This is a genomic window from Candidatus Galacturonatibacter soehngenii (assembly GCF_008830185.1).
Lineage (GTDB): Bacteria > Bacillota > Clostridia > Lachnospirales > Lachnospiraceae > Lachnotalea > Lachnotalea soehngenii.
This window is the reverse complement of record NZ_WAGX01000005.1, coordinates 88,307-110,931: the sequence shown is the minus strand read 5'-3', so window position 1 is coordinate 110,931 and position 22,625 is coordinate 88,307. Positions and strand designations below refer to the sequence as shown.

Sequence of the window (22,625 nt, the reverse complement as noted above, 5' to 3'; positions counted from 1 at the left end):
ATAAAGGGGATTCATGATGAAAAATAGAATTGTAAAGTTTTTTGCACCTTATACCTATCTAGTACCATCGCTATTAATATTTGGAATTTTTTTATTTTTTCCTTTTTTTAAAACCATTTATTTGAGCTTGTATAAAACAAATAAGATGGGACAGGCGAAACTCTTTGTAGGCCTTGGAAATTATATGGAGCTATTCCAATCAAAGTCCTTTTACAACAGCATTGTGGTAACGATTATATTTGTTTTGATTTCAGTTTGTGTAAGTATGTTAATCGGTTTATTGGCTGCCATGCTTTGCAATAAAAGCTTACCAGGAATTCGCTTCTTTAGTACAGCCTATGCACTTCCTATGGCAATCGCTTCAAGTTCCGCTGCAATTGTATTTAAGATAATGCTGAACCCTTCGGTGGGAATCATGAATAAGCTATTACGGCTTAATGTTAATTGGATTAATGATCCAAAGTATGCCTTGATATGTGTCGCTTTATTAACTGCATGGTTAAACAGCGGTATTAATTTTCTTTATTTTTCAGCAGGACTTAGTAATATAGATGAAACGATTTATGAACGAGCTTCTGTTGATGGAGCAAATGAATGGCAAAAGTTTAGGAGATTAACGCTTCCTGGATTAAGTCCCATTTTGTTTTATACCTTGGTTGTAAATATTATACAAGCCTTTCAATCGTTTGGGCAGGTTAAGATATTAACACAAGGAGGACCAGGGGAGTCTACTAATTTAATTGTGTATTCTATTTATCGTGATGCCTTTTTTAATTTTCGCTTCGGAAGTGCGGCGGCACAATCGGTTTTATTATTTATTATTATTATGACGCTTACATTATTGATGTTTCGTCTGGAAAAAAGAGGGGTGAGTTATTGATGGAAGAAATACAAAGACTGTCACCAAATAAGATTACCATAGAACAACTCGATAAGCTTCGTATTGATATGAATCAAAGAGCAAAGAGGAGAAAAACAATCAAACAAATAAGTTTATTATTTTTAAATGTAACGGTAGCACTCATTATATTATTTCCACTCTTTTATGCCATGAGCCTTGCCATCATGCCTTCTGGTGAAGTTTTCTCTACTGAGTTTAATTTAATTGCGAAGAATCCTACATTGGAAAATTTCAAACAGGCACTTACAAAAATACCGTTGGCTAGATTTGTATTAAATTCCTTTCTGGTTGCATTAAGCATTACTTTTGGACAAATGATTTCTTGTTCATTTGCAGCCTTTACCTTTTCTTTTCAAGAGTTTAAAGGGAAAAAGGTGATTTTTATGTTGGTTATGGCTACCATGATGGTTCCAGGTGAAGCAACCATAATTTCAAATTATTTAACCGTAAGTAGTTTTGGATGGCTCAATTCTTATAAAGTATTAATCATTCCATATTTGACTTCAGCAATGGGCATCTTTTTATTTCGACAGTTTTACATGACCTTTCCCATGTCCTTGTATGAAGCAGCTAAGTTGGATGGTTGTAGCAACATCAGGTTTATCGTAAGAATACTTTTACCACTTACGAAATCAGCCATTGGAGCAATGGCAGTGTATACCTTTATCAATGCATGGAACATGTACATGTGGCCGTTACTGGTCACGGGAAATAATCAGATGCGAACGGTGCAAATTGGTATTAGTATGTTAGATAGCGTGGATTCTCAATCCATAACTATGATGATTGCAGGCGTTGTTATGATTATCTTACCTTCCATAACTATCTTTATAGTAGGGCAAAAGCAACTAGTTCGGGGGATGTTTTCAGGAGCAGTAAAAGGATAGAAAGAAAAATGTATTTTTGTTGTATCAACGGAGTAAACTCCGTTTTCATACAAACAAGATGAAACAGCATGATGTTTTACTTGTTATGAATAAGGAAAGAAAGAGGAGATAAGATGAAAAAAAGAATTGGATCATTGTTATTAAGTACTACGATGCTATTAGGAGTATTAGCAGGATGTAGTAGTGAAGCAGGCACCAAAACGACAGAAGCGGATGTAAAGGAGTCAGTCGCAACAACTTCAACAAACTTAGAAGCTGAGAAAACGCTAGAGAGTAATCAATCACAATCTACATCCGCAGGTACAAAAGAGGCAACCATTACTTTTTGGCATTCTATGGGGGGCGTCAATGGTGAGGCAATACAGTTTCTAGTAGATAAATTCAATGAGGAGAATACAAATGGTATTACCGTTTTGGCTGAATATCAAGGAAGCTATGATGATGCAATTAACAAACTAAAAAGTGCTCAGATAGGAAATATGGGAGCAGATCTGGTACAAATCTACGATATAGGAACACGTTTTATGATTGATTCCGGGTGGGTAGTACCAATGCAAGAATTAATTGATGCAGATAGCTATGACATAACGCAGATTGAACCAAATATCGCAGCGTATTATACCATTGATAATAAGCTGTACTCTATGCCATTTAATTCCTCCACACCAATTCTATATTACAACAAGGCAATATTTGATAAGGCAGGAATCACAAGTATTCCAACGAGCTTTTCTGAAATAGAGTCAATTTCAAGTCAACTAATGAAGGAAGGTGGTGCTTCTGAGGCGATTGCTCTTGGCATATATGGTTGGTTTTTTGAACAGTTTATTTGCAAACAGCAATTAAATTATGTAAACAATGATAACGGTAGAAGCGATGCAGCAACTTCTGTAGAATTTGATTTCAATGGAGGTGCGCTAAATATAGTAAAAGCGTGGAAAGCTTTAGCAGAGAAAGGTTATGCCCCTAATGTAGGGCGGGGTGGAGATAATGCCATTACAGAATTTAGTGCAGGAAAGGCAGCTATGACTCTTGGTTCTACGGCATCCTTAAAGCAGATTTTAACAGACGTAGATGGAGCCTTTGAAGTGGGGACAGCATATTTTCCTAAGATAAAGGATACGGATAAAGGCGGTGTATCCATAGGCGGTGGTTCTTTATGGGCTCTTAATAATCAAGATGATGCCAAAAAGATGGCTACTTGGGAGTTTATAAAATTCTTAGTTTCTCCTCAATCACAGGCATATTGGAATGCGCAAACAGGGTATTTCCCGATTACAACAAAGGCTCAAGAAGAACAAGTTTTTAAAGATAATATTGAAAAATACCCTCAATTTATGACTGCAATTGATCAATTACATGATTCTTCACCTTCTTGCGCAGGAGCCCTTTTAAGTGTTTTTCCAGAGGCAAGACAAATCGTTGAAACTGAAATTGAAAATATGATAAATGGCCTGCATAACGAGGAAGAGGCAGTAGCTAAAATGGCAACAGATATTAATCGAGCAATTGAAGAATATAACCTTTTAAATTACGAGTAAAAGGTGTATAGTGAAATGGAGCAAGATACCTTGCTCTATTTTAATAAGGAGGCGTTAGTATGAAAACACAAGTGTGGGCTCATAGGGGAGCAAGCGGATATGCTCCAGAAAATACAATGAATGCGTTTGAGTTAGCAATCAAACAAAATGCGAATGGAGTAGAATTGGACATTCAATTGACAAAGGATGGAAAGTTAGTCGTGATTCATGACGAAAAAATTGATAGAGTAACCAATGGAACAGGTTTTGTAAAAGATTATACGTATGATGAATTGAAAGCTTTTTCTTGTAAGGATGTATTTAACGAGAGTCAAAGCATTAAAATACCTACCTTAGAGGAAGTGTTAGAATTACTAGAACCCTCTGGTTTGACTGTGAATGTAGAATTAAAGACTGGTATTTTTCAGTATCCAGGTATTGAAAAGAAAGCATTAGAAACAGTGAAACGCATGAAGATGGAAGATAGGGTTATTTACTCTTCCTTTTATCATCCTAGTATATTAAAGATAAAAGAAATAGATAGTAGCGCTAACGTTGGATTGCTTTTTGCAGATGGCTTCATTGGTATACCAGAATATACCATTGGACTTGGGGTAAGGGCTCTTCATCCTCCAGTTTGGAGAGCAATTGATCAGGAATTTGTAAAAGAGTGCAGACAACTTGGGATTGCACTTCATGTTTGGTATGCAGATGAAAAGGAATATATGAAGTATTTGGTAGAACAAAAAGTAGAGGCAATAATAACCAACTATCCAGATCAGGCAATTCGTATTATAAATGCGGTTTCATAAAGAAAGAATATTTTAGATTACTTTGCAAACACTATTGTTATATGAAAAGAAAGGATACTTTGTCTTGCTATTACAAAGAATAGTGAAAAATGAAGCCGAGTAAAATTTATTATGAACCAGAAGTGTTAAATTATGATTTAGGAAAACAACTTTATAAAAAATATGAGGAACTGGAATGGACGCCAATCACAAGTCACAATAATATTGAAGAGCTTAGAACAAAAGAAAACAGTGAATTTGAAGCGCTGAAACGTTTATTAATTCTAGGAATTCGAAAAACCCACAAGTATTCAGAAAATCATAAAGTCTCTGATTACCTTGTCCCATTTACTTCTTCGGGGTGTAGCGCTATGTGTCTGTATTGCTATCTGGTTTGTAACTACAACAAGTGCTCCTATTTAAGAATTTTTGCAAATCGTGAAGAAATGCTTGATAAATTGGTGCGCTTCTCAAGAAAAAGTGAAAAAGAGTTAACCTTTGAAATAGGCAGCAACAGTGACTTAATACTTGAAAATACAATTACAAACAATTTACCCTTTGTCATCGAACAATTTATTAGAGAAGGTAAGGGCAATTTAACATTTCCAACAAAGTTTAGTATGGTGGATGATTTACTACCACTCAATCATCAACAAAGAATCATTTTTCGAATGTCGGTAAATCCAAGCGAAATCATTACTAATATTGAGATTGGGACTGCATCTTTGACCAATAGAGTGGAAGCGATAAATAAAATGGTAGAGGCAGGTTATAAAGTTGGTATTTTAATTGCCCCTGTAATCTTGTTAGAGAATTGGAAGGAACAATATACAAGGTTATTGGATATTCTAAACGATACACTGTCTATAAAAATGAAAAAACAGATGTTTATTGAGATTATTTTTATGACTTATAGTTTTGTGCATCGAAAAATAAACACAGAAGCTTTTCCAGAAGCAATTGACCTTTATAACCAAGAAGCTATGGTAGGAAGAGGAATAGGAAAATACTGCTATAGACCAGAATTTCGACAAGTTGGAGAAGTGTTTTTAAAAGCAGAGATTGAGAAAAGATTTGGCGAAGGCAAAATTTTATATTTTAGTTAAACAAAAAAATCCAGTTGACAGTTAAGAAAATCTTTGATAAACTAAATCTGTTTTAGAAGGATTGTGACTGGTAAAGCAGGCAAGACCAACTTAAGGATGAGAGAGTTTATCCTTAGGAGGGTCTTTTTTTAATTAAATGAATGAAGTACACAAAGGAATCTAATATGATGATACATTTTTAGATTACATGAGAAAGGACTATGGGGTATGTATCTAATTACGAAAGTAATTAATAATAATATTGTCTGCTCAATTGATAAAGATGAAAACGAAGTTATAATCCGAGGGCTTGGCCTTGGATTTGGTAAAAAAGCAGGGGATGAAGTAGCAAGTGATAAAATTGAAAAAATATATAAAATGGAAGATGCAAAAGTCTCCAATAAGCTTGTTCGTTTATTGGAAAATATTCCACTTAACCAGATTCAGACATCAACAGATATCATTGAACTTACCAAGCAACGATTAAATAAGAAGCTAAGTGATAATATCTATATTACTTTAACGGATCATATCAGCTTTGCCCTTGAACGAAAGGAAAAGAATCTTGAATATCATAATGCATTATTGTGGGAAATTAAGAAATTCTATCCTGTGGAATACGGGCTAGGTCTTGAGGCTTTGGATCTGATTGAAGAGAGGTTGAAGGTACGCTTAACAGAAGATGAGGCTGGGTTTATCGCATTACATATTGTTAATGCGCAATTAGATACCAATATGAGCAATACCGTACAAATCACAGAATTAATCAAAGCCATTCTTAGTATAGTAAGTAAATATTACAACTTAGAGCTAGATGAAAGCACTCTACATTATGAGAGATTTATTACGCATCTAAAGTTTTTTGGTCAAAGACTTTTCGCAAATAAAGTTTCAAAGGATGATGATGCAACGTTTCAAGATATCGTTAAAAGCAGATATCCCAATGATTATCAGTGTGCTACTTTGATAGGAAAATACGTAGAAGATACATTTCATAAAAGAATTACCGAAGAAGAGATGATGTTTTTAACCATTCATTTAAGAAGAGTTAGTACTGTTGATAAATAAAAAATAATTGGATAAAATAAAAAATATTAACAGGATTGTGACTGATAATGCAGGCAAGACCTAGAAATTTGTTAATCATGTTTTAAAGTAAGAACATGTCTTTCGTTATAACAAATTTTAGGTCTTTTTTTGTTGGATGTTTCAGTATTGAAAAGAGGATACTTTAACATAGATAATATAAATTAGGAGGAAACAAAATTGAAAGATAAGTTATTTGGAGTTTTACAACGTATTGGAAGATCTTTTATGCTTCCGATTGCAATCTTACCAGTTGCAGGATTGATGCTTGGTATTGGTAGTTCCTTTACAAACGAAACAACGTTAGCGGCCTACCATTTGGATGAAATAATGGGAAGTGGTACGATAATCAACAACATTTTAAGGGTTATGGCTAGTGCGGGAACAGCAGTGTTTAATAACCTTGCTTTGATATTTGCCATGGGTGTTTCGATTGGTATGGCAAAAAAAGAAAAAGAGGTTGCTGCATTATCAGGTGCAATTGCTTTTATCATCATGCATACCGCAATTGGTACATTAATTGAGATAAGCGGTGGAGCAGAGGCGATGCTTGCCAATTCAACTACAAGCGTACTAGGAATTACATCGCTTCAGATGGGCGTATTTGGTGGTATCATTGTTGGGCTAGGGGTAGCTGCACTTCATAACAAGTACTACAAAATAGAGTTACCACAAGTCTTATCCTTTTTTGGAGGGACCAGATTTGTTCCTATTATTTCCTCATTGGTATATTTGGCAGTTGGTATTGTAATGTTTTTTGTATGGCCAATGGTTCAAAGTGGTATCTACGCTGTAGGTAAGTTTGTAATGGAATCTGGTTATGCAGGAACTTTTCTCTATGGATTAATGGAACGATTGTTAATACCTTTTGGTCTTCATCATGTATTTTATTTACCTTTTTGGCAAACAGCAGTTGGTGGAACAGCCGTTGTGGATGGCATTTTAATTGAAGGGGCACAAAATATATTCTTTGCGGAACTTGCTTCTTCTAATGTTACAAAATTCAGCGTATCGGCAACCCGATTCATGTCTGGAAAGTTTCCGCTGATGATTTTTGGTCTTCCAGGAGCCGCACTTGCTATGTATAAAAGTGCATTACCAGCCAAGAAGAAAGCAGTTGGAGGGTTATTATTATCAGCCGCTTTAACTTCAATGTTAACAGGTATTACAGAACCAATTGAATTTACCTTTTTGTTTATTGCACCAGCCTTGTACGGAATTCATTGTTTGTTTGCAGGTGGAGCTTATATGCTAATGCATATATTTAAAGTTGGTGTTGGTATGACATTTTCGGGTGGTCTAATTGATATGTTTTTGTTTGGTATATTACAAGGAAATGCAAAAACCAACTGGATTTTTATCGTTATAATAGGAATCATATATTTTATTGTATACTATTTATTATTTAGCTTCTTAATTTCTAAGTATGATTTGAAAACCCCAGGAAGGGAAGAAAATACGGATGAAGTGAAACTATACAAAAGAGCGGATGTGGAAGCAGCAAAAGCAAAAAAAGAAAGTAATAAAGGTACTTTAAATGATGAAATGTCTGAAATGATAGTAAAAGGTCTGGGTGGAACTAGCAATATCAGCGATGTTGATTGTTGTGCCACTAGATTACGAACAACGGTATATGATGCTAAAAAAGTAAACGAAGGTATTTTAAAAGAGTCAGGTGCCGCTGGAGTTATTTTAAAAGGAAATGGCGTGCAAATCATTTATGGGCCAAAGGTGACAGTGATTAAATCTAATTTAGAGGATTATTTAACTGGAACGCAAAGTGAAATAAAAATAGAAAAAGAAGAAAAAATAGATAGCATCGAGAAAGAATACAAAATTAAAGCGCCAATCGAAGGAAAAGTATTGGAGCTATCAGAGGTCAATGATGGAGTATTTTCTGAAGGAATGCTAGGAAAAGGGGGAGCAATAGAGCCACAAATTGGCAAAGTCTACGCACCATTTGATGGAAAAGTTGATATGGTATTTGACACGAAGCATGCCATAGGCTTGTCATCAAATAGTGGAGTAGAGCTTTTAATTCATATTGGAATTGACACGGTTCAATTAAATGGAAAGCATTATGATATTAAGGTGAAAGCGGGTGATGAAATAAAGACTGGTGATTTACTAGCAGAATTTGATATTGAAAAAATCAAAGAAGAAGGTTACCAGGTAACAACCCCTATCATAATAACGAATTCAGATAATTGTAAAGATATTAAATTAGTTGCTAGTGGTGCAATCAAACCGCAGTCTGATTTTATAATTGTTGAAAAATAAGAAGATTGTCATTCAAATAGAGATTACCCAAAATACATTGGGTAGTCTCTATTTTTTGTGCTTAACATGAATTTTACATAATCTTAACTCTTTTATGATAGAAGGATGATAAAAATCGTAATACAATCAAAAATATTCATTGTAGATTGTAAATAAACAGTTTTACAGATTTTTAACATAAGCATGCTTTTGGATTTTACAATCATTTTATAAAATGAGTTTGTAAACAGAAAATGTAAAAAAGATGTGAAATGTAAAGAAGGAGAATTATATTATGAAAAAAACAATGAAAAAGTTATTATGCTTTGCTGCAACAGCAACACTTTCCATGGTTTTATTGGCGGGATGTGGCTCATCAAGTACGGGTGAATCCTCCAGTACTAGCACAACAACAGATTCAGTACAATCAACGGATAGTGTAACTACTACGACTGAGGATACATCAAAAGATAAGGTGACAAGTGATTTTGATACTTCCAATGATATCACTGTAGTATCCAGAGAAGATGGTTCAGGAACGAGAGGAGCCTTCATTGAATTATTTGGAGTAGAAGAAAAAGATGCAGATGGTAACAAGGAAGATATGACAACCGAAGAAGCGACTATTTCTAATAGTACATCAGTAGTGATGACCACAGTGGCAGGTGATGATTATGCCATAGGCTACATATCACTTGGTTCATTAAATGATACAGTAAAAGCACTAAAGATTGATGGAGCAAACCCAACAGTTGAAAATATCAAAAGTAAAGCTTACAAAATCGCTAGACCTTTTAATATTGCAACGAAAGGTGATGTAAGTGAAGTAGCCAAAGATTTTATTGATTTTATCATGAGTGCAAATGGGCAGGCAGTAGTAGAAGACAATGGATACATTTCAGCATCTGAAAATAGTGCATATGCAGGAAGTAAGCCAGCAGGTAAGATTGTGATAGCAGGATCATCAAGCGTTTCTCCTGTAATGGAAAAATTAAAAGAAGCTTACCTAGCTATCAATACAAATGCTGAAATTGAAGTACAAACAAGTGATTCGACAACTGGAATGACTTCAACTATTGATGGAATCTGCGATATTGGAATGGCCTCACGTGAATTAAAAGACAGTGAACTAGAAAGTGGCTTGACCAACATGGTAATTGCAATGGATGGAATTGCAGTGGTTGTAAATAAAAATAATAGTTTTGATGAATTAACAAGTGACCAAGTAAAATCAATTTATACAGGTGAAACATTAGCTTGGGATGAAATAAAATAGCAAGTTATGCGCAAAGTGATGTCGTATATCACTTTTGCGCAATATTCTTTTACAATTGGATCCAAGATTTAATTGTGAATATTTGTCTTATGGAGGGACCTATGAACAAAATTTTAGAAAGACTTATGGAAATCGTGTTTTTAGTTGCGGCTTGTATGTCAGTGTTAGCTGTGGCATTAATATGCTTTTTCCTATTTGTAAACGGTATTCCAGCAATCAAAGAGATTGGTGTTTTTGATTTTTTGCTTGGAGAAAAGTGGAAACCGAGCAATAACATTTATGGAATATTACCTATGATATTAGGAAGCATCTATCTGACAGCAGGTGCTATTATCATTGGTGTTCCAATTGGAATACTTACATCGGTTTTCATGGCAAAATATTGCCCTAAGAGAATCTATCCATTCTTAAAATCATCAGTAGAGTTAATGGCTGGAATTCCATCCATCGTATATGGATTTTTTGGACTGGTGCTCTTAGTTCCCTTTATAAGAGAGGTATTTGGAGGAAATGGTAGCAGTATGCTGACTGCTTCCATCTTACTTGGAATTATGATATTACCTACGATAGTAGGAGTATCAGAAGCTGCAATAAGAGCTGTTCCAAGTCAATATTATGAAGGGTCATTAGCTCTTGGAGCAACCCATGAAAGAAGTATCTTTTTTGTAGTATTACCAGCGGCGAAATCAGGTATCATTGCAGCGGTTGTATTAGGGATAGGAAGAGCAATCGGTGAAACAATGGCTGTTATCATGGTTGCAGGTAATCAAGCTAGATTGCCAAAAGGAATCTTTAAAGGTGTACGCACGCTTACAGCCAATATCGTAATTGAGATGGGATATGCTGCAGATTTACATAGAGAAGCATTAATTGCAACTGGAGTGGTACTGTTTGTATTTATCCTTATCATTAATTTATCGGTATCGTTATTAAATAGGAGGAAATATTAATGGAAGCTATCAATACACAGTCATTTATGAGTAAACTAAAATCATTTAAGAGTAATCCATTTTCAGCAATCCTATTTATCTTAGTCATGTTTGCTACTACAGTTACTTTTTTAACATTGGTATTTTTGGTTGGATATATCTTAGTAAAAGGAATACCAAATATTACTTGGAAGCTATTTGAATGGAAATATACAACGGAAAACGCATCCTTAATGCCTTCCTTGATTAACACCATAGTAATGACAGCAATTTCGTTACTCATTGCAACACCAATCGGTATTTTTTCGGCGGTGTATCTTGTTGAGTATGCAAAAAGAGGAAATAAAATAGTAGGATTAATTCGTGTTACAGCTGAGACATTATCTGGTATTCCCTCCATTGTATATGGATTATTTGGATTTCTCTTTTTTGTTACCACATTAAAGTGGGGGTATTCCATGCTAGCTGGAGCATTTACACTTGCTATTATGATTTTACCACTTATTATGAGAACGACAGAAGAAGCTTTAAAAGCAGTTCCTGATGTGTATCGAGAGGGAAGTTTTGGGCTGGGTGCAGGAAAATTACGAACCGTTTTTGTAATTGTATTACCAGCAGCAGTTCCTGGTATTTTGGCAGGAGTTATTCTGGCAATTGGAAGAATTGTAGGAGAGACAGCAGCACTTATTTATACAGCGGGTACAATTGCACAAATCCCTGATTTAATGGGATCTGGTAGTACCTTATCCGTTCATATGTATAATTTATCAAAAGAAGGGTTGTATATGAATCAGTCCTATGCCACAGCAGTAATCTTACTTATTATTGTAGTAGTCATTAACAGCATATCAGGTTTTATTGCTAAAAAAATAGCGAAGGAGTAATTAGATGAATAAAATAGTAATTGAGAATTTGGATTTATATTATAAAGATTTCAAAGCACTAAAGAATGTAAATCTTACGATTCCTGAAAAAGAAATTATAGCATTTATTGGACCAAGTGGATGTGGAAAATCTACGTTACTAAAATCCTTGAATCGAATGAATGATTTGGTAGAAGGATGTAGAATCACGGGGCTTGTAACATTAGACAACAAAAATATTTATACAGACATTGAAATTAACATGCTTCGAAAAAGAGTAGGTATGGTGTTTCAAAAACCCAACCCCTTTCCAATGAGTATTTATGACAACATTGCATATGGCCCTAGAACACATGGAGTAAAATCGAAGGCAAAGCTTGATGATATCATTGAAAAATCTCTTCGTGATGCAGCAATTTGGGAGGAAGTAAAAGATCGTTTAAAAAAGAGTGCACTTGGTTTATCTGGTGGACAGCAACAAAGACTATGTATCGCAAGAGCATTAGCAGTTCAGCCTGAAGTTTTACTAATGGATGAACCAACTTCAGCCCTTGATCCGATATCCACCTCTAAAATAGAAGACCTTGCTGTTGAGTTGAAAAAAGATTATACTATTGTTATGGTTACACACAATATGCAGCAGGCAGCAAGAATATCGGATAAAACGGCATTCTTTTTATTAGGTGAAGTAATTGAATATAATGAAACTGAAAAACTGTTCTCTATGCCAAAGGATAAAAGAACAGAAGATTATATTACAGGGAGGTTTGGTTGATGCGAAACAAATTCGAAGAACAGCTTGAGCAGCTTAATATTGAATTAATTGAAATGGGCTCGATGTGTGAGCAAAGAATATCTGATGCGATAAAGGCATTGACATCTCATAATATGGAGCTTGCTAAGATGGTAATGGAAAAAGATTCAGAAATTGACCAAAAGGAAAGAGAAATAGAAAGCCTGTGCCTAAAAATGCTCCTGCAACAACAACCTGTAGCAAGGGACTTAAGATTAATCTCGTCTGCTCTTAAGATGATAACGGATATGGAACGAATTGGAGATCAGGCGGCAGATATTGCAGAAATCGTAAGCATGGCCAATATTTCAGTAGAGGATTTGTCAAATATTGTAGGTATGGGCGAAGCAACCATGAAAATGGTAACAGATAGCATTGATGCCTATGTAAGAAAAGATTTAGAGCTTGCTAAGCATGTTATTGATTATGATGATGTGGTAGATGAATACTTTATTAAGGTTAAAAAAGAGCTGATATCCTTTATCAGTAACAGTGAAAGTGATGGCGAGTTTGCGGTTGATTTATTAATGATTGCAAAATATTTTGAAAGAATCGGGGATCATGCAACGAATATTGCAGAATGGGTTGAGTTTTCCATAACAGGCAAGCATAAAGGGAGCTGATAAGTATGATTTATTGTGTTGAAGATGAACGAAATATTAGAGAGTTGATTGTGTACACACTAGAATCAACTGGATTTGAAGCAAAAGGGCTAGAAAACGGAACAGAGTTGTTTAAAGAATTGGATAAGAAGATACCATCTTTGATTTTACTTGATGTGATGCTACCTGGTGAAGATGGTATTATGATACTAAAAAAATTAAAGATGACAGTACAAACAAAGCATATACCAGTCATTATGGTGACTGCAAAAGGCGCAGAATATGATAAAGTAATTGGACTTGATGAAGGTGCGGATGATTATATTACGAAGCCTTTTGGGATGATGGAATTTGTATCCAGAGTGAAAGCGGTTCTTAGACGTGTAAAAACCGAAGAGCCTAAAAATGAATTACAGGTAGGTGAAATTAAGATTAATTTGGAACAGCACAATGTTTATGTCAACAATGAAAGTGTTCTGCTTACCTTAAAAGAATATGAATTATTAAGATTTTTAATCGAAAATATAGGAATCGTTTTAACGAGAGATCGTTTGTTAGAACATATATGGGGCTATGATTTTGATGGAGAGACTAGAACGGTAGATGTTCACATACGAACACTTAGACAAAAGCTTGGAGAGGCAGGAAATACGATTGAGACAGTAAGAGGAGTAGGTTATAGAATACAAGCATAATGGAGGCATAAATGAGACAAAAAATATTTCGAAGCATGGGTGTTTTAATCGCAGCTTCCCTTATATTTTTTTATGTTTTGATTGTAGGGGTGATGTACCAGCAGCTTTTTAACAATATGGAAAAAGAAGTGGAAAGAGAAGCGAGGTATTTAAACTCTGCGCTCAACATTACTGGGATTGATTATTTAGATAATCAGGTCATGAAAGATGAGGGGAATCGAATTACTCTCATTGATTCAGGGGGAACTGTTTTATTCGATTCCTCTGAAGAAATTCATACAATGGATAATCATAAAGACAGACCTGAGATTATAGAAGCACTAAAGAAGGGAAAAGGCAGTTCGATGCGTTTTTCAGAAACGCTAAGACAGCAGACATTTTATTACGCCTTTCGTCTGGATAACGGTATGGTTATACGAGTTGCCAATACAACAGATAGCGTGTTGACCATGATTATGACTAATATGCCTATACTTCTTGTATTAGCATGTATCATTTTAATTATTGCAATGATTTTTGCGAGATGGCAAACCAAGAGTATTATTACTCCTATTAATAATCTAAACCTAGAGAAACCTCTTGAAAATGATATTTATGATGAGTTAACACCACTTTTGCATCGAATCGATAACCAAAACCATCTTATTAAAGAGCAGTTAGAGCATTTGAATAAAAAGCAAGAAGAGTTTAATGCCATAACTGAAAATATGAGAGAAGCTCTTATTATTATTAACAAGAAAAATACGGTATTATCTATGAACCGTGCGGCAGTTGAGTTATTAAATGTAAAAAGAGGAAACTGTATCGAAAAACATTTTCTAACGATTAGCCGTAATCATGAATTCCAAAGCACCATTGAAGAAGCAATGAGTGGCACGCCAAGTGATGCCATTGTCATACTTGATAACAAATATTATAAGATTATGGCAAATCCAGTTTATTTAGAAGGCATATTAAATGGGTGTGTCGTACTTATGCTGGATGTAACGGAAAAGCATAGAGCAGAACAGATGAGAAAAGAGTTCTCAGCAAATGTTTCACACGAACTAAAAACGCCATTGATGTCTATTTCAGGATATGCAGAAATCATTAAAAATGGTTTGGTTAAAAGTGAAGATATTCCAGAATTTTCAGGAAGAATATACAGTGAGGCAACTAGACTTAGCAGCTTAGTAGGAGATATTATTAAATTATCTCGACTAGATGAAGATGAAAATACTCCAGACTTTGAAGAGGTGAACTTGCTAGTATTAGCAGAAGATATCAAAGAAAGACTGCTGACACAAGCAGCGAAAAAGAATGTCGAACTTCGTGTAATAGGCGAAAATGTAAAAGTAAAAGGAGTGCGTCAAATTCTAGATGAGATGATTTATAACTTATTAGATAATGCAATTAAATATAATGAAGATAATGGAAAAGCGGGTGTTAGTGTAATCAAAGAAAATGATACAGTCGTATTATCGGTATGGGACACAGGAATTGGAATTCCAAAGGAGCACCAGGATCGTATTTTCGAAAGATTTTATCGTGTAGATAAGAGTCATTCCAGAGAAACAGGTGGAACAGGCCTTGGGCTATCCATTGTAAAACATGGGGCATATTATCATAATGCGGATATTAAAATCGATAGTGAGCCATTAAGAGGGACAAAAATTATTATTACATTCAAGGCGATTTAATGTAATTTTATAGAAGGTGTTATAATATACTGTTTATATAATGAAATAAAGAGGTAAAGCAGTGGATAAAACAACACCAAAACCAAGTAACAGTGTAATTACCATCTTAAAATGCCTTCTATGCTCCTATATAATAACTGGCTTAGCCTTATTATTATTAGCCTTATTTGTATACAAACTAGACTTGGACGATGGTAAAGTAAAGGTAGGCATTACAATTATCTACATATTGGCAAGTTTTGTGGGTGGATTTATTCTTGGAAAGCTTAAAAAGGAGAATAAATTTATTTGGGGCGCGATATGTGGTGCAGCCTATTTTGCATTTCTTGCACTCGTATCCTTTGCGGTAAATCGTTCGGTTGGAAGCGATGGAATTGGATTTTTTACAGTATTAGTGATGTGCGTTTCAGGAGGGACCTTTGGAGGCATGGTTAGTTAGGGTGTCGACAAAGTCAACAGCCTACGCATTCATAGAATGTTTGTCTGAACTCTAAAGTGTGAGCTATGCTCACACTTTTTAACTTTTTGTGGTATACTTGTATAGATGGCTAAAAGGCAAGAGATAAAGGAGAAAAATTATGATTAAATTAGTTGCTGTTGATTTGGACGGAACCTTTTTAAATAGTAAAAGACATGTATCGCTTGAAAATAAAGAGATGATAGATAAAATACAAAATATGGGTATTCGATTTGTAACAAACTCAGGTAGAACCTATGAGGGCGTACGCCATGTACTTGACGATACAAATATTCAGTGTGAATCCATTTGCATGAATGGTGCATCTGTTTATAATAAGGAAGGAAAACTGATTAAGGCCTGTTATATGAAAAAAGAAGATGTGATGGATATCATTTCTTATGTGGATATAAAAGAATTCTTCGTTGAATTTAATACGAATGCTGGAACTTGCATCGCGATTAAAAAAGAAGAAGCAGAAAGCTTTTTAAGAGGATGGATTTCACTTTATAACAGTGGAGATATTAGTGCAATTGAGGAAGAAGAGATTTATCAAGACATCATGAGATTAAGAAAAAGTTTTATTTATATTTCAAATGTAAGTGAAATTTTTGATAGAGGTTATCAGGTCTTTAAAATTGCTATTAGTCATAAAGATACGAATAAAATCAGTGAACTTCGAGAAAAACTGAGTCTAAATTCTAATCTGTCAGTATCTGCTTCTTTCCACACAAACATAGAAATAACGGATAAAAGAGCTGATAAAGGAATTGCATTGGAGCAATATGCAAAAGAACACGGTATTAAAATGGAAGAAGTAATGTGTTTTGGTGATAGCCTAAACGATTATTCCATGCTAAAAAGAGAGTTTGGTTATACTGTTGCAATGGAAAATGCAATAGAGCCAATTAAAGAAGTGGCCAAGTTTCATACTTTAACCAATGATGAAAGTGGTGTTGCAAAATTTATTCAAAAGATAGTTTTTGATGAATAGTTACACATAAAACAAGTATCGTCGTTTTATTACTTATTTTTGCATAAATAAGATGAATGTGTTAGAATATATTGGATAAAATAAAGATAAGTGACGATTGAAATAGATGGAGGTAACTAGATGGATATAAATGATATCAAAGAATATCAAGTAGTAGAAAAAAGAGAAATTAAGGACTTAAATTCTTTTGGCTATATTTTAAAGCATAAAAAAAGTGGTGCTCGCATCGCTATTTTAAAAAATGATGATGAGAATAAAGTGTTTTATGTAGGTTTTCGTACGCCTCCAAATGACGATACAGGCTTACCTCATATATTAGAGCACTCGGTTTTATGCGGTTCTGAAAAATTTCCAGCGAAAGATCCCTTTGTTGAGCTTGTCAAAGGATCTCTAAATACCTTTTTAAATGCCATGACTTATCCAGATAAAACAATATATCCAATCGCAAGTTGCAATGATAAGGATTACCAAAACCTTATGCATGTATATATGGACGCAGTGTTTCATCCTAATATTTATAAAAAGGAAGAAATATTTAAGCAAGAAGGCTGGCACTATGATCTTGAATCAGAAGATGCAAAATTAAAAATAAATGGTGTTGTATATAACGAAATGAAGGGAGCCTTTTCTTCGCCAGAAGGAGTACTAGGACGACTTGTCTTAAAATCATTATTCCCTGATACTTCCTATGCAAGAGAGTCAGGTGGGGAACCAAGTAAGATTCCAGAGTTAACATATGATAAGTTTATTGAATTTCATAAAACCTATTATCATCCATCCAATAGCTATATCTATTTATATGGGGATATAGACATTGCAGAAAAATTAAAATGGTTGGATAAAGAATATCTGGGTAAATACGATACGATATCGATAAATTCAGAAATAAAATGCCAAAAGCCATTCGAAAAGATTGTCGAGGTAAAAGAAAAATATTCAATAACGGAATCAGAACCATTAGAGGACAATACATTTTTAGCTTATAATATGGTAGTTGGAACGAGTTTGGATGTGGAATTATATCTTGCGTTCCAGATATTAGAATATGCTCTATTAAGTGCGCCAGGTGCACCACTTAAGCAGGCGTTATTAGATGCTAAAATAGGTAAAGATATTATGGGATCTTACGATAATGGAACGTTACAACCAATCTTTTCTATCGTAGCAAAAAATTCCAACACAGGATTAAAGGATAAATTTATTCAGATTATTTTAGATACCTTGTCAGACATTGTCAAAAAGGGACTAGATGGAAAAGCACTCAAGGCAGGAATTAATTATAATGAATTTAGATACCGTGAAGCTGATTTTGGAAATTATCCAAAAGGACTTATGTATGGTCTACAGATGCTTGATAGTTGGCTTTATGATGATAAAAAACCTTTCATTCATATTGAAGCATTAAAGACGTTTGAATTCTTAAAAAGTCAGATTGGAACAGGATACTATGAGAACTTAATTCGAGATTATTTAATCAATAATAAGCATGCATCGATTGTGATTGTAGAGCCTGAAAGAGGATTGACCGCTAAAAATGATAAAATCCTTTCGGATAAACTAAAAAAGTATAAAGATGGATTGTCAAAAGAAGAGATACAAAAGCTGATAGAGGATACAAAAGCCTTAGAAGTATATCAAGAAACGCCTTCTACAAAAGAAGAGTTGGAGGCAATTCCAATGTTAAAGCGTGAGGATATGAAAAAAGAAGCCTCTCCTATCTATAATGAGATTAAAACAATTCATGGTATCGAAGTGGTTCATCACAATTTGTTTACCAATGGAATTGGATATTTAGAACTTCTTTTTGATGCTGGTAAGGTATCAAACGAGTTGATTCCATATATGGGGATTCTTAAATCCGTTCTTGGTTATATTGATACGAAAAACTATAGTTATGGGGATTTGTATAATGAAATCAATATCAATACAGGTGGAATTACGAATGTAATTAATATTTTCCCTGATCTAAAGAGCAAAGGAGAATTCAAAGTAAAATTCCATATTAGGTCAAAAGCTTTATACGAAAAGGTAGACTATTCCTTTAAGATGATGAAAGAAATTTTACTAAACTCAAAATTAGAGGATGAAAAGCGTTTGTATGAGATTATAGCACAGTTAAAGTCTAGGCTTCAAATGACGCTTAATTCGTCAGGTCATTCAGTTTCTGTGATGAGAGGATGCTCGTATTTTTCACCAGTATCTTATTATAGTGATTTAATGGGTGGCATTGAGTTTTTCCGCGTTATAGAAAAAATAGAAAGTGATTTTGATAATCAAAAGACGAATTTAATCAATAAATTAAAGGAACTTATGCATATTATCTTTCGCCCTGAGAATCTAATGATATCCTATACAGCAAATGATACGGGCTTTGAATATCTAGAAAGAGAAATTGAATCATTCAAAAGTTGCCTTTATACAAATGATTACGTTGAAGGTAAGTTTGTACCAGAACTTTCAAAGAAAAATGAAGGATTTAAGTCTTCTTCAAAGGTACAGTATGTTGCAAGATGTGGTAACTTTAGAAGTAAGAATTTTGAATATACAGGAGCACTTAAAATGCTCAAGGTGATATTAAGCTATGATTATTTATGGAATAATGTCAGAGTTAAAGGCGGAGCTTATGGTTGTATGAGCAACTTTGCTATCACAGGAGATAGCTATTTAGTATCTTATCGTGATCCTAATCTTAAGAAAACCAACGAGATTTATAATGGGACAGCGAATTATTTAAGAAGCTTTCAGGCAGATGAAAGAGATATGACCAAATTTATAATTGGTACCATTAGTGATATGGACGTTCCACAGACTCCAATGGGGAAAGGAATTCGCTCCCTTTCTGCGTATTTAAGCAATCTGACTTATGAGCAGATGCAAAAGGAGAGAAACCAAATATTAAATGCAACAGTGGAAGATATACAAGCATTAGGAGACATTGTAGATGCTGTCTTAGAAGATAATGCAATCTGTGTAATTGGAAATGAAAATAAGTTAGAAAAAGAAAAAGATTTATTTAAACACTTAGAGAATTTATATCGTAATTAAATGCAACAAGGGTCAAACTACCTTTTGACCCTTGATACATGAAATGGTTACAAGTGATAAAGGAGAAATGAATGAACGCAGACAACAAAGCAGGATTTGTTACCATAATTGGAAGACCAAATGTTGGAAAATCCACCTTAATGAATCGGTTAATCGGTCAAAAGATTGCAATTACGTCAAATAAGCCACAAACTACTAGGAATAAAATTCAAACAGTTTATACAGATGAAGCGGGACAAATTGTATTTTTAGATACACCAGGGATTCATAAAGCCAAGAATAAGCTTGGTGAATATATGGTGAATGTGGCTCAAAATACATTAAATGAAGTAGATGCGATCCTGTGGTTAGTGGAACCATCTACATTTATCGGTGCAGGTGAAAGACACATTGCAGAGCAACTACAAAGGGTAAAAACTCCAGTTATTTTAATTATAAATAAAATCGATACCGTGAAAAAAGAAGAAATTCTTCTTTTTATTGATACGTATCGCAAAATATATGATTTTGCAGAGATTGTTCCAGTATCAGCGTTAAAAGGAGACAATGCAAAAACCGTAATTGACGTAATCTTTAAATATCTTCCATATGGTCCTAATTTTTATGATGAGGATACAATAACAGATCAACCAGAAAGGCAGATTGTTGCTGAACTAATTCGTGAGAAGGCACTGCGTATTTTAGATGAAGAAATACCACACGGTATTGCAGTTTCGATTGATAAAATGAAAAATAGGCAGAAAAGCAATATTGTAGACATTGATGCTACCATTGTATGCGAAAGAGATTCCCACAAAGGTATTGTCATTGGAAAAAATGGTGCTATGCTAAAAAAAATTGGTATTCAGGCTAGAAAAGACATTGAGCATATGCTTGAGCAGCAAGTGAACCTTCAGCTATGGGTAAAAGTAAAAAAAGATTGGCGGGACAGCGATTTTCTTATGAAAAATTACGGTTATAATAAAAAAGAACTTTAAACTCCCAAGCGGTTTTATAAATATGTCAAGGCCAAGAATAAAAAAATAATTGGTATTTATTATTTAGTATAGCCTTTCGTTTATTACACATCCTAAATATGTAACAAATTAACATTAAGCTTACCAAATTTAAGCTAGGATTGCATATCAGATGTGGAGGAGATAAACATGTACGAAAAAGAATACTGGAACTTATTTACCAATTCAGGAAATGTATTTGATTATTTGGCCTACAAGATTGAAGACAGGAATAAAAACGAAGTGAGTGTAACAAAAGTAGGAGTAGACACAAATGGGGCAGTCAACTGTTGTGACAGGAATAATTTTATATGCGACACCTGTAGGTGATTATGATAAAAGGGTGGTTATTTTAACGAAGGAACGAGGTAAAATAACCGCCTTTGCAAAAGGTGCAAGAAGACAAAACAGTCACCTGATTGCGGCAGCCAATCCCTTTGTATTTGGAGAATTTGAATTATTTGCAGGGAGAAGCTCCTATACACTGGTTAAGGCAAATGTTCACAATTATTTTTTGGAATTGGTTAATAATTTTGAAGGTGCTTATTATGGATTTTACTTTATGGAGTTTGCAGACTATTATGCAAGAGAAAACAACGATGAAATCATGATGTTAAAATTATTGTATCAATCCTTAAGAGCCTTAACCAAAGAAAGTATAAATAATGAATTAATAAAATGTATTTTTGAGTTAAAAGTTATGATGGTAAATGGTGAATACCCAGAAGTTTTTCAATGTCAATGTTGCCAAAAGGAAGATAATTTAGTATACTTTTCTACAAAACTTGGCGGTGTGATATGTAAAGAGTGTGTAGTAACGGAGCATGCTACAATTCGAATCAGCAATTCTACCTTATATACAATGCAGTATATTATAACTTCCCCTATTGAGAAACTATTTACATTTAAAGTATCGGATCAGGTCTTAAATGAACTACAAGTCATTTTGAAAAAGTATATGAAAATGTACATAGAAAAAGAGTTTAAATCACTCCCCATTTTAGATAGTATCATATCTGCTAAAGTTCAGCCATAACAGCTCAAAATATGAAGATTTAAGGTTGAAAATGCACAAAAAAATGCTATAATGGATAGGACTAACTTTAGGAGGAATGAATTATGAAAAATAGAAAGGCATTTGTAGCAGTTTTTTTAATACTGATGCTAATGACCGGTTGCTCTCAGGCGTTTGATGCAGAAACGAATACGGTTTATGTAAAAAAAGACGGCGCTGTTATGCAAGCGATTATAGAAGAATTTAATGAGAGCAATTATGATCAAAATGAACTGGAAGAGATAATTAAGCAAGACGTTAGTTCCTATAATAATGGAACGGAAGCGATTAAGGTTGAGAAATATAAAGTAAAAGATAATATTGCCAAGTTAATCACAAGTTATGCAAAAGCAAGTGATTACGCAATTTTTAATGATGTTGAATTTTTTGCAGGTACGATAAGTGAAGCAAAGACCGAAGGGTATGAGTTTGACGATATGTTTATGTCAGTTGATGAGAACAATACGGTTGGTTCAGAGACAATCAAAAGCCTATCCCAATATAAGGTTGTTATCTTCGAAGAAAATATTAGGATAATGACAGATAGTAAAATATTATATATGAGTAGTAATACAAAACTAATAGATGCTAAAACGGCTGTATTAAATGATGATGCAGAAGGTTTAGGGTACATTATATACGAATAAAGGATAAAAGACATTATGTCATTCGCGGTGAGGCGCATGAAAGCACTTACGTGAAACAAAACTTGGA

21 protein-coding genes are annotated in these 22,625 nt (G+C 34.1%); all 21 read left to right on the top strand.

Annotated features, from left to right (window positions below):
• Positions 1–16 precede the first annotated feature (16 nt).
• Positions 17–880, top strand: coding sequence for a carbohydrate ABC transporter permease (locus tag F7O84_RS07860; protein ID WP_151143948.1), 864 nt, complete (start codon positions 17–19; stop codon positions 878–880).
• 68 nt (positions 881–948) lie between these two features.
• Positions 949–1,788, top strand: a complete 840-nt coding sequence (locus F7O84_RS07855; RefSeq protein ID WP_420886644.1) for a carbohydrate ABC transporter permease — start codon at positions 949–951, stop codon at positions 1,786–1,788.
• Positions 1,789–1,901: 113 nt separating this feature from the next.
• The gene (locus F7O84_RS07850) at positions 1,902–3,329 is read left to right on the top strand and encodes an ABC transporter substrate-binding protein (protein WP_151143943.1); all 1,428 of its coding nucleotides are present in this window, start codon (positions 1,902–1,904) and stop codon (positions 3,327–3,329) included.
• Positions 3,330–3,388: 59 nt separating this feature from the next.
• Positions 3,389–4,120, top strand: coding sequence for a glycerophosphodiester phosphodiesterase (locus F7O84_RS07845; RefSeq protein ID WP_151143941.1), 732 nt, complete (start codon positions 3,389–3,391; stop codon positions 4,118–4,120).
• Positions 4,121–4,209: 89 nt separating this feature from the next.
• A complete protein-coding gene (locus F7O84_RS07840; RefSeq protein WP_151143939.1) occupies positions 4,210–5,205 on the top strand; it encodes an SPL family radical SAM protein in 996 nt (331 codons plus the stop codon).
• Between the two features lie 207 nt (positions 5,206–5,412).
• Positions 5,413–6,252 (top strand): BglG family transcription antiterminator LicT, encoded by an 840-nt coding sequence (licT, locus tag F7O84_RS07835; protein WP_151143936.1) that lies wholly within the window; start codon positions 5,413–5,415, stop codon positions 6,250–6,252.
• Positions 6,253–6,450: 198 nt separating this feature from the next.
• Positions 6,451–8,550 (top strand): PTS sugar transporter subunit IIABC, encoded by a 2,100-nt coding sequence (locus F7O84_RS07830; RefSeq protein WP_151143934.1) that lies wholly within the window; start codon positions 6,451–6,453, stop codon positions 8,548–8,550.
• Positions 8,551–8,824: 274 nt separating this feature from the next.
• Positions 8,825–9,805 (top strand): substrate-binding domain-containing protein, encoded by a 981-nt coding sequence (locus F7O84_RS07825; RefSeq protein ID WP_243140846.1) that lies wholly within the window; start codon positions 8,825–8,827, stop codon positions 9,803–9,805.
• Between the two features lie 101 nt (positions 9,806–9,906).
• Positions 9,907–10,755: a phosphate ABC transporter permease subunit PstC gene (gene pstC / locus F7O84_RS07820; RefSeq protein ID WP_151143932.1), complete on the top strand. Its 849-nt coding sequence runs from the start codon at positions 9,907–9,909 to the stop codon at positions 10,753–10,755.
• Positions 10,755–11,618, top strand: a complete 864-nt coding sequence (gene pstA, locus F7O84_RS07815; protein ID WP_151143930.1) for a phosphate ABC transporter permease PstA — start codon at positions 10,755–10,757, stop codon at positions 11,616–11,618. The genes pstC and pstA overlap by 1 nt, the downstream gene beginning before the upstream one ends.
• Before the next feature lie 4 nt (positions 11,619–11,622).
• Positions 11,623–12,372: a phosphate ABC transporter ATP-binding protein PstB gene (gene pstB / locus F7O84_RS07810; RefSeq protein ID WP_151143928.1), complete on the top strand. Its 750-nt coding sequence runs from the start codon at positions 11,623–11,625 to the stop codon at positions 12,370–12,372.
• The gene (phoU, locus tag F7O84_RS07805) at positions 12,372–13,013 is read left to right on the top strand and encodes a phosphate signaling complex protein PhoU (RefSeq protein WP_151143926.1); all 642 of its coding nucleotides are present in this window, start codon (positions 12,372–12,374) and stop codon (positions 13,011–13,013) included. Before pstB ends, phoU begins: the two co-directional genes overlap by 1 nt.
• A gap of 5 nt (positions 13,014–13,018) precedes the next feature.
• Positions 13,019–13,687, top strand: a complete 669-nt coding sequence (locus tag F7O84_RS07800; RefSeq protein WP_151143924.1) for a winged helix-turn-helix domain-containing protein — start codon at positions 13,019–13,021, stop codon at positions 13,685–13,687.
• 11 nt (positions 13,688–13,698) lie between these two features.
• Positions 13,699–15,366: an ATP-binding protein gene (locus F7O84_RS07795; RefSeq protein ID WP_151143922.1), complete on the top strand. Its 1,668-nt coding sequence runs from the start codon at positions 13,699–13,701 to the stop codon at positions 15,364–15,366.
• 61 nt (positions 15,367–15,427) lie between these two features.
• Complete coding sequence (locus F7O84_RS07790) at positions 15,428–15,805, top strand: TIGR04086 family membrane protein (RefSeq protein ID WP_151143920.1); 378 nt, start codon at positions 15,428–15,430, stop codon at positions 15,803–15,805.
• A gap of 139 nt (positions 15,806–15,944) precedes the next feature.
• Entirely contained in the window at positions 15,945–16,817 is an 873-nt protein-coding gene (locus F7O84_RS07785) for an HAD family hydrolase (protein ID WP_151143918.1), read from the top strand.
• A gap of 120 nt (positions 16,818–16,937) precedes the next feature.
• Positions 16,938–19,862: an insulinase family protein gene (locus tag F7O84_RS07780; protein ID WP_151143916.1), complete on the top strand. Its 2,925-nt coding sequence runs from the start codon at positions 16,938–16,940 to the stop codon at positions 19,860–19,862.
• 71 nt (positions 19,863–19,933) lie between these two features.
• Entirely contained in the window at positions 19,934–20,839 is a 906-nt protein-coding gene (era, locus tag F7O84_RS07775) for a GTPase Era (protein ID WP_151143914.1), read from the top strand.
• A 168-nt stretch (positions 20,840–21,007) separates the two neighbouring features.
• Complete coding sequence (locus F7O84_RS18955) at positions 21,008–21,187, top strand: hypothetical protein (RefSeq protein ID WP_192451692.1); 180 nt, start codon at positions 21,008–21,010, stop codon at positions 21,185–21,187.
• Positions 21,132–21,893, top strand: a complete 762-nt coding sequence (recO, locus tag F7O84_RS07770; protein ID WP_151143912.1) for a DNA repair protein RecO — start codon at positions 21,132–21,134, stop codon at positions 21,891–21,893. The genes F7O84_RS18955 and recO overlap by 56 nt, the downstream gene beginning before the upstream one ends.
• Before the next feature lie 83 nt (positions 21,894–21,976).
• Positions 21,977–22,558, top strand: coding sequence for a hypothetical protein (locus F7O84_RS07765; RefSeq protein ID WP_151143910.1), 582 nt, complete (start codon positions 21,977–21,979; stop codon positions 22,556–22,558).
• The last annotated feature ends 67 nt before the right edge of the window (positions 22,559–22,625 follow it).

Bases quoted from the DNA above. Each gene is read 5' to 3' on its own strand.
- F7O84_RS07860 (WP_151143948.1), top strand. From the start codon at position 17: ATGAAAAATAGAATTGTAAAGTTTTTTGCACCTTATACCTATCTAGTA.
- F7O84_RS07855 (WP_420886644.1), top strand. From the start codon at position 949: ATGAATCAAAGAGCAAAGAGGAGAAAAACAATCAAACAAATAAGTTTA.
- F7O84_RS07850 (WP_151143943.1), top strand. From the start codon at position 1,902: ATGAAAAAAAGAATTGGATCATTGTTATTAAGTACTACGATGCTATTA.
- F7O84_RS07845 (WP_151143941.1), top strand. From the start codon at position 3,389: ATGAAAACACAAGTGTGGGCTCATAGGGGAGCAAGCGGATATGCTCCA.
- F7O84_RS07840 (WP_151143939.1), top strand. From the start codon at position 4,210: ATGAAGCCGAGTAAAATTTATTATGAACCAGAAGTGTTAAATTATGAT.
- licT (WP_151143936.1), top strand. From the start codon at position 5,413: ATGTATCTAATTACGAAAGTAATTAATAATAATATTGTCTGCTCAATT.
- F7O84_RS07825 (WP_243140846.1), top strand. From the start codon at position 8,825: ATGAAAAAAACAATGAAAAAGTTATTATGCTTTGCTGCAACAGCAACA.
- pstC (WP_151143932.1), top strand. From the start codon at position 9,907: ATGAACAAAATTTTAGAAAGACTTATGGAAATCGTGTTTTTAGTTGCG.
- pstA (WP_151143930.1), top strand. From the start codon at position 10,755: ATGGAAGCTATCAATACACAGTCATTTATGAGTAAACTAAAATCATTT.
- pstB (WP_151143928.1), top strand. From the start codon at position 11,623: ATGAATAAAATAGTAATTGAGAATTTGGATTTATATTATAAAGATTTC.
- phoU (WP_151143926.1), top strand. From the start codon at position 12,372: ATGCGAAACAAATTCGAAGAACAGCTTGAGCAGCTTAATATTGAATTA.
- F7O84_RS07800 (WP_151143924.1), top strand. From the start codon at position 13,019: ATGATTTATTGTGTTGAAGATGAACGAAATATTAGAGAGTTGATTGTG.
- F7O84_RS07795 (WP_151143922.1), top strand. From the start codon at position 13,699: ATGAGACAAAAAATATTTCGAAGCATGGGTGTTTTAATCGCAGCTTCC.
- F7O84_RS07785 (WP_151143918.1), top strand. From the start codon at position 15,945: ATGATTAAATTAGTTGCTGTTGATTTGGACGGAACCTTTTTAAATAGT.
- F7O84_RS07780 (WP_151143916.1), top strand. From the start codon at position 16,938: ATGGATATAAATGATATCAAAGAATATCAAGTAGTAGAAAAAAGAGAA.
- era (WP_151143914.1), top strand. From the start codon at position 19,934: ATGAACGCAGACAACAAAGCAGGATTTGTTACCATAATTGGAAGACCA.
- F7O84_RS18955 (WP_192451692.1), top strand. From the start codon at position 21,008: ATGTACGAAAAAGAATACTGGAACTTATTTACCAATTCAGGAAATGTA.
- recO (WP_151143912.1), top strand. From the start codon at position 21,132: ATGGGGCAGTCAACTGTTGTGACAGGAATAATTTTATATGCGACACCT.
- F7O84_RS07765 (WP_151143910.1), top strand. From the start codon at position 21,977: ATGAAAAATAGAAAGGCATTTGTAGCAGTTTTTTTAATACTGATGCTA.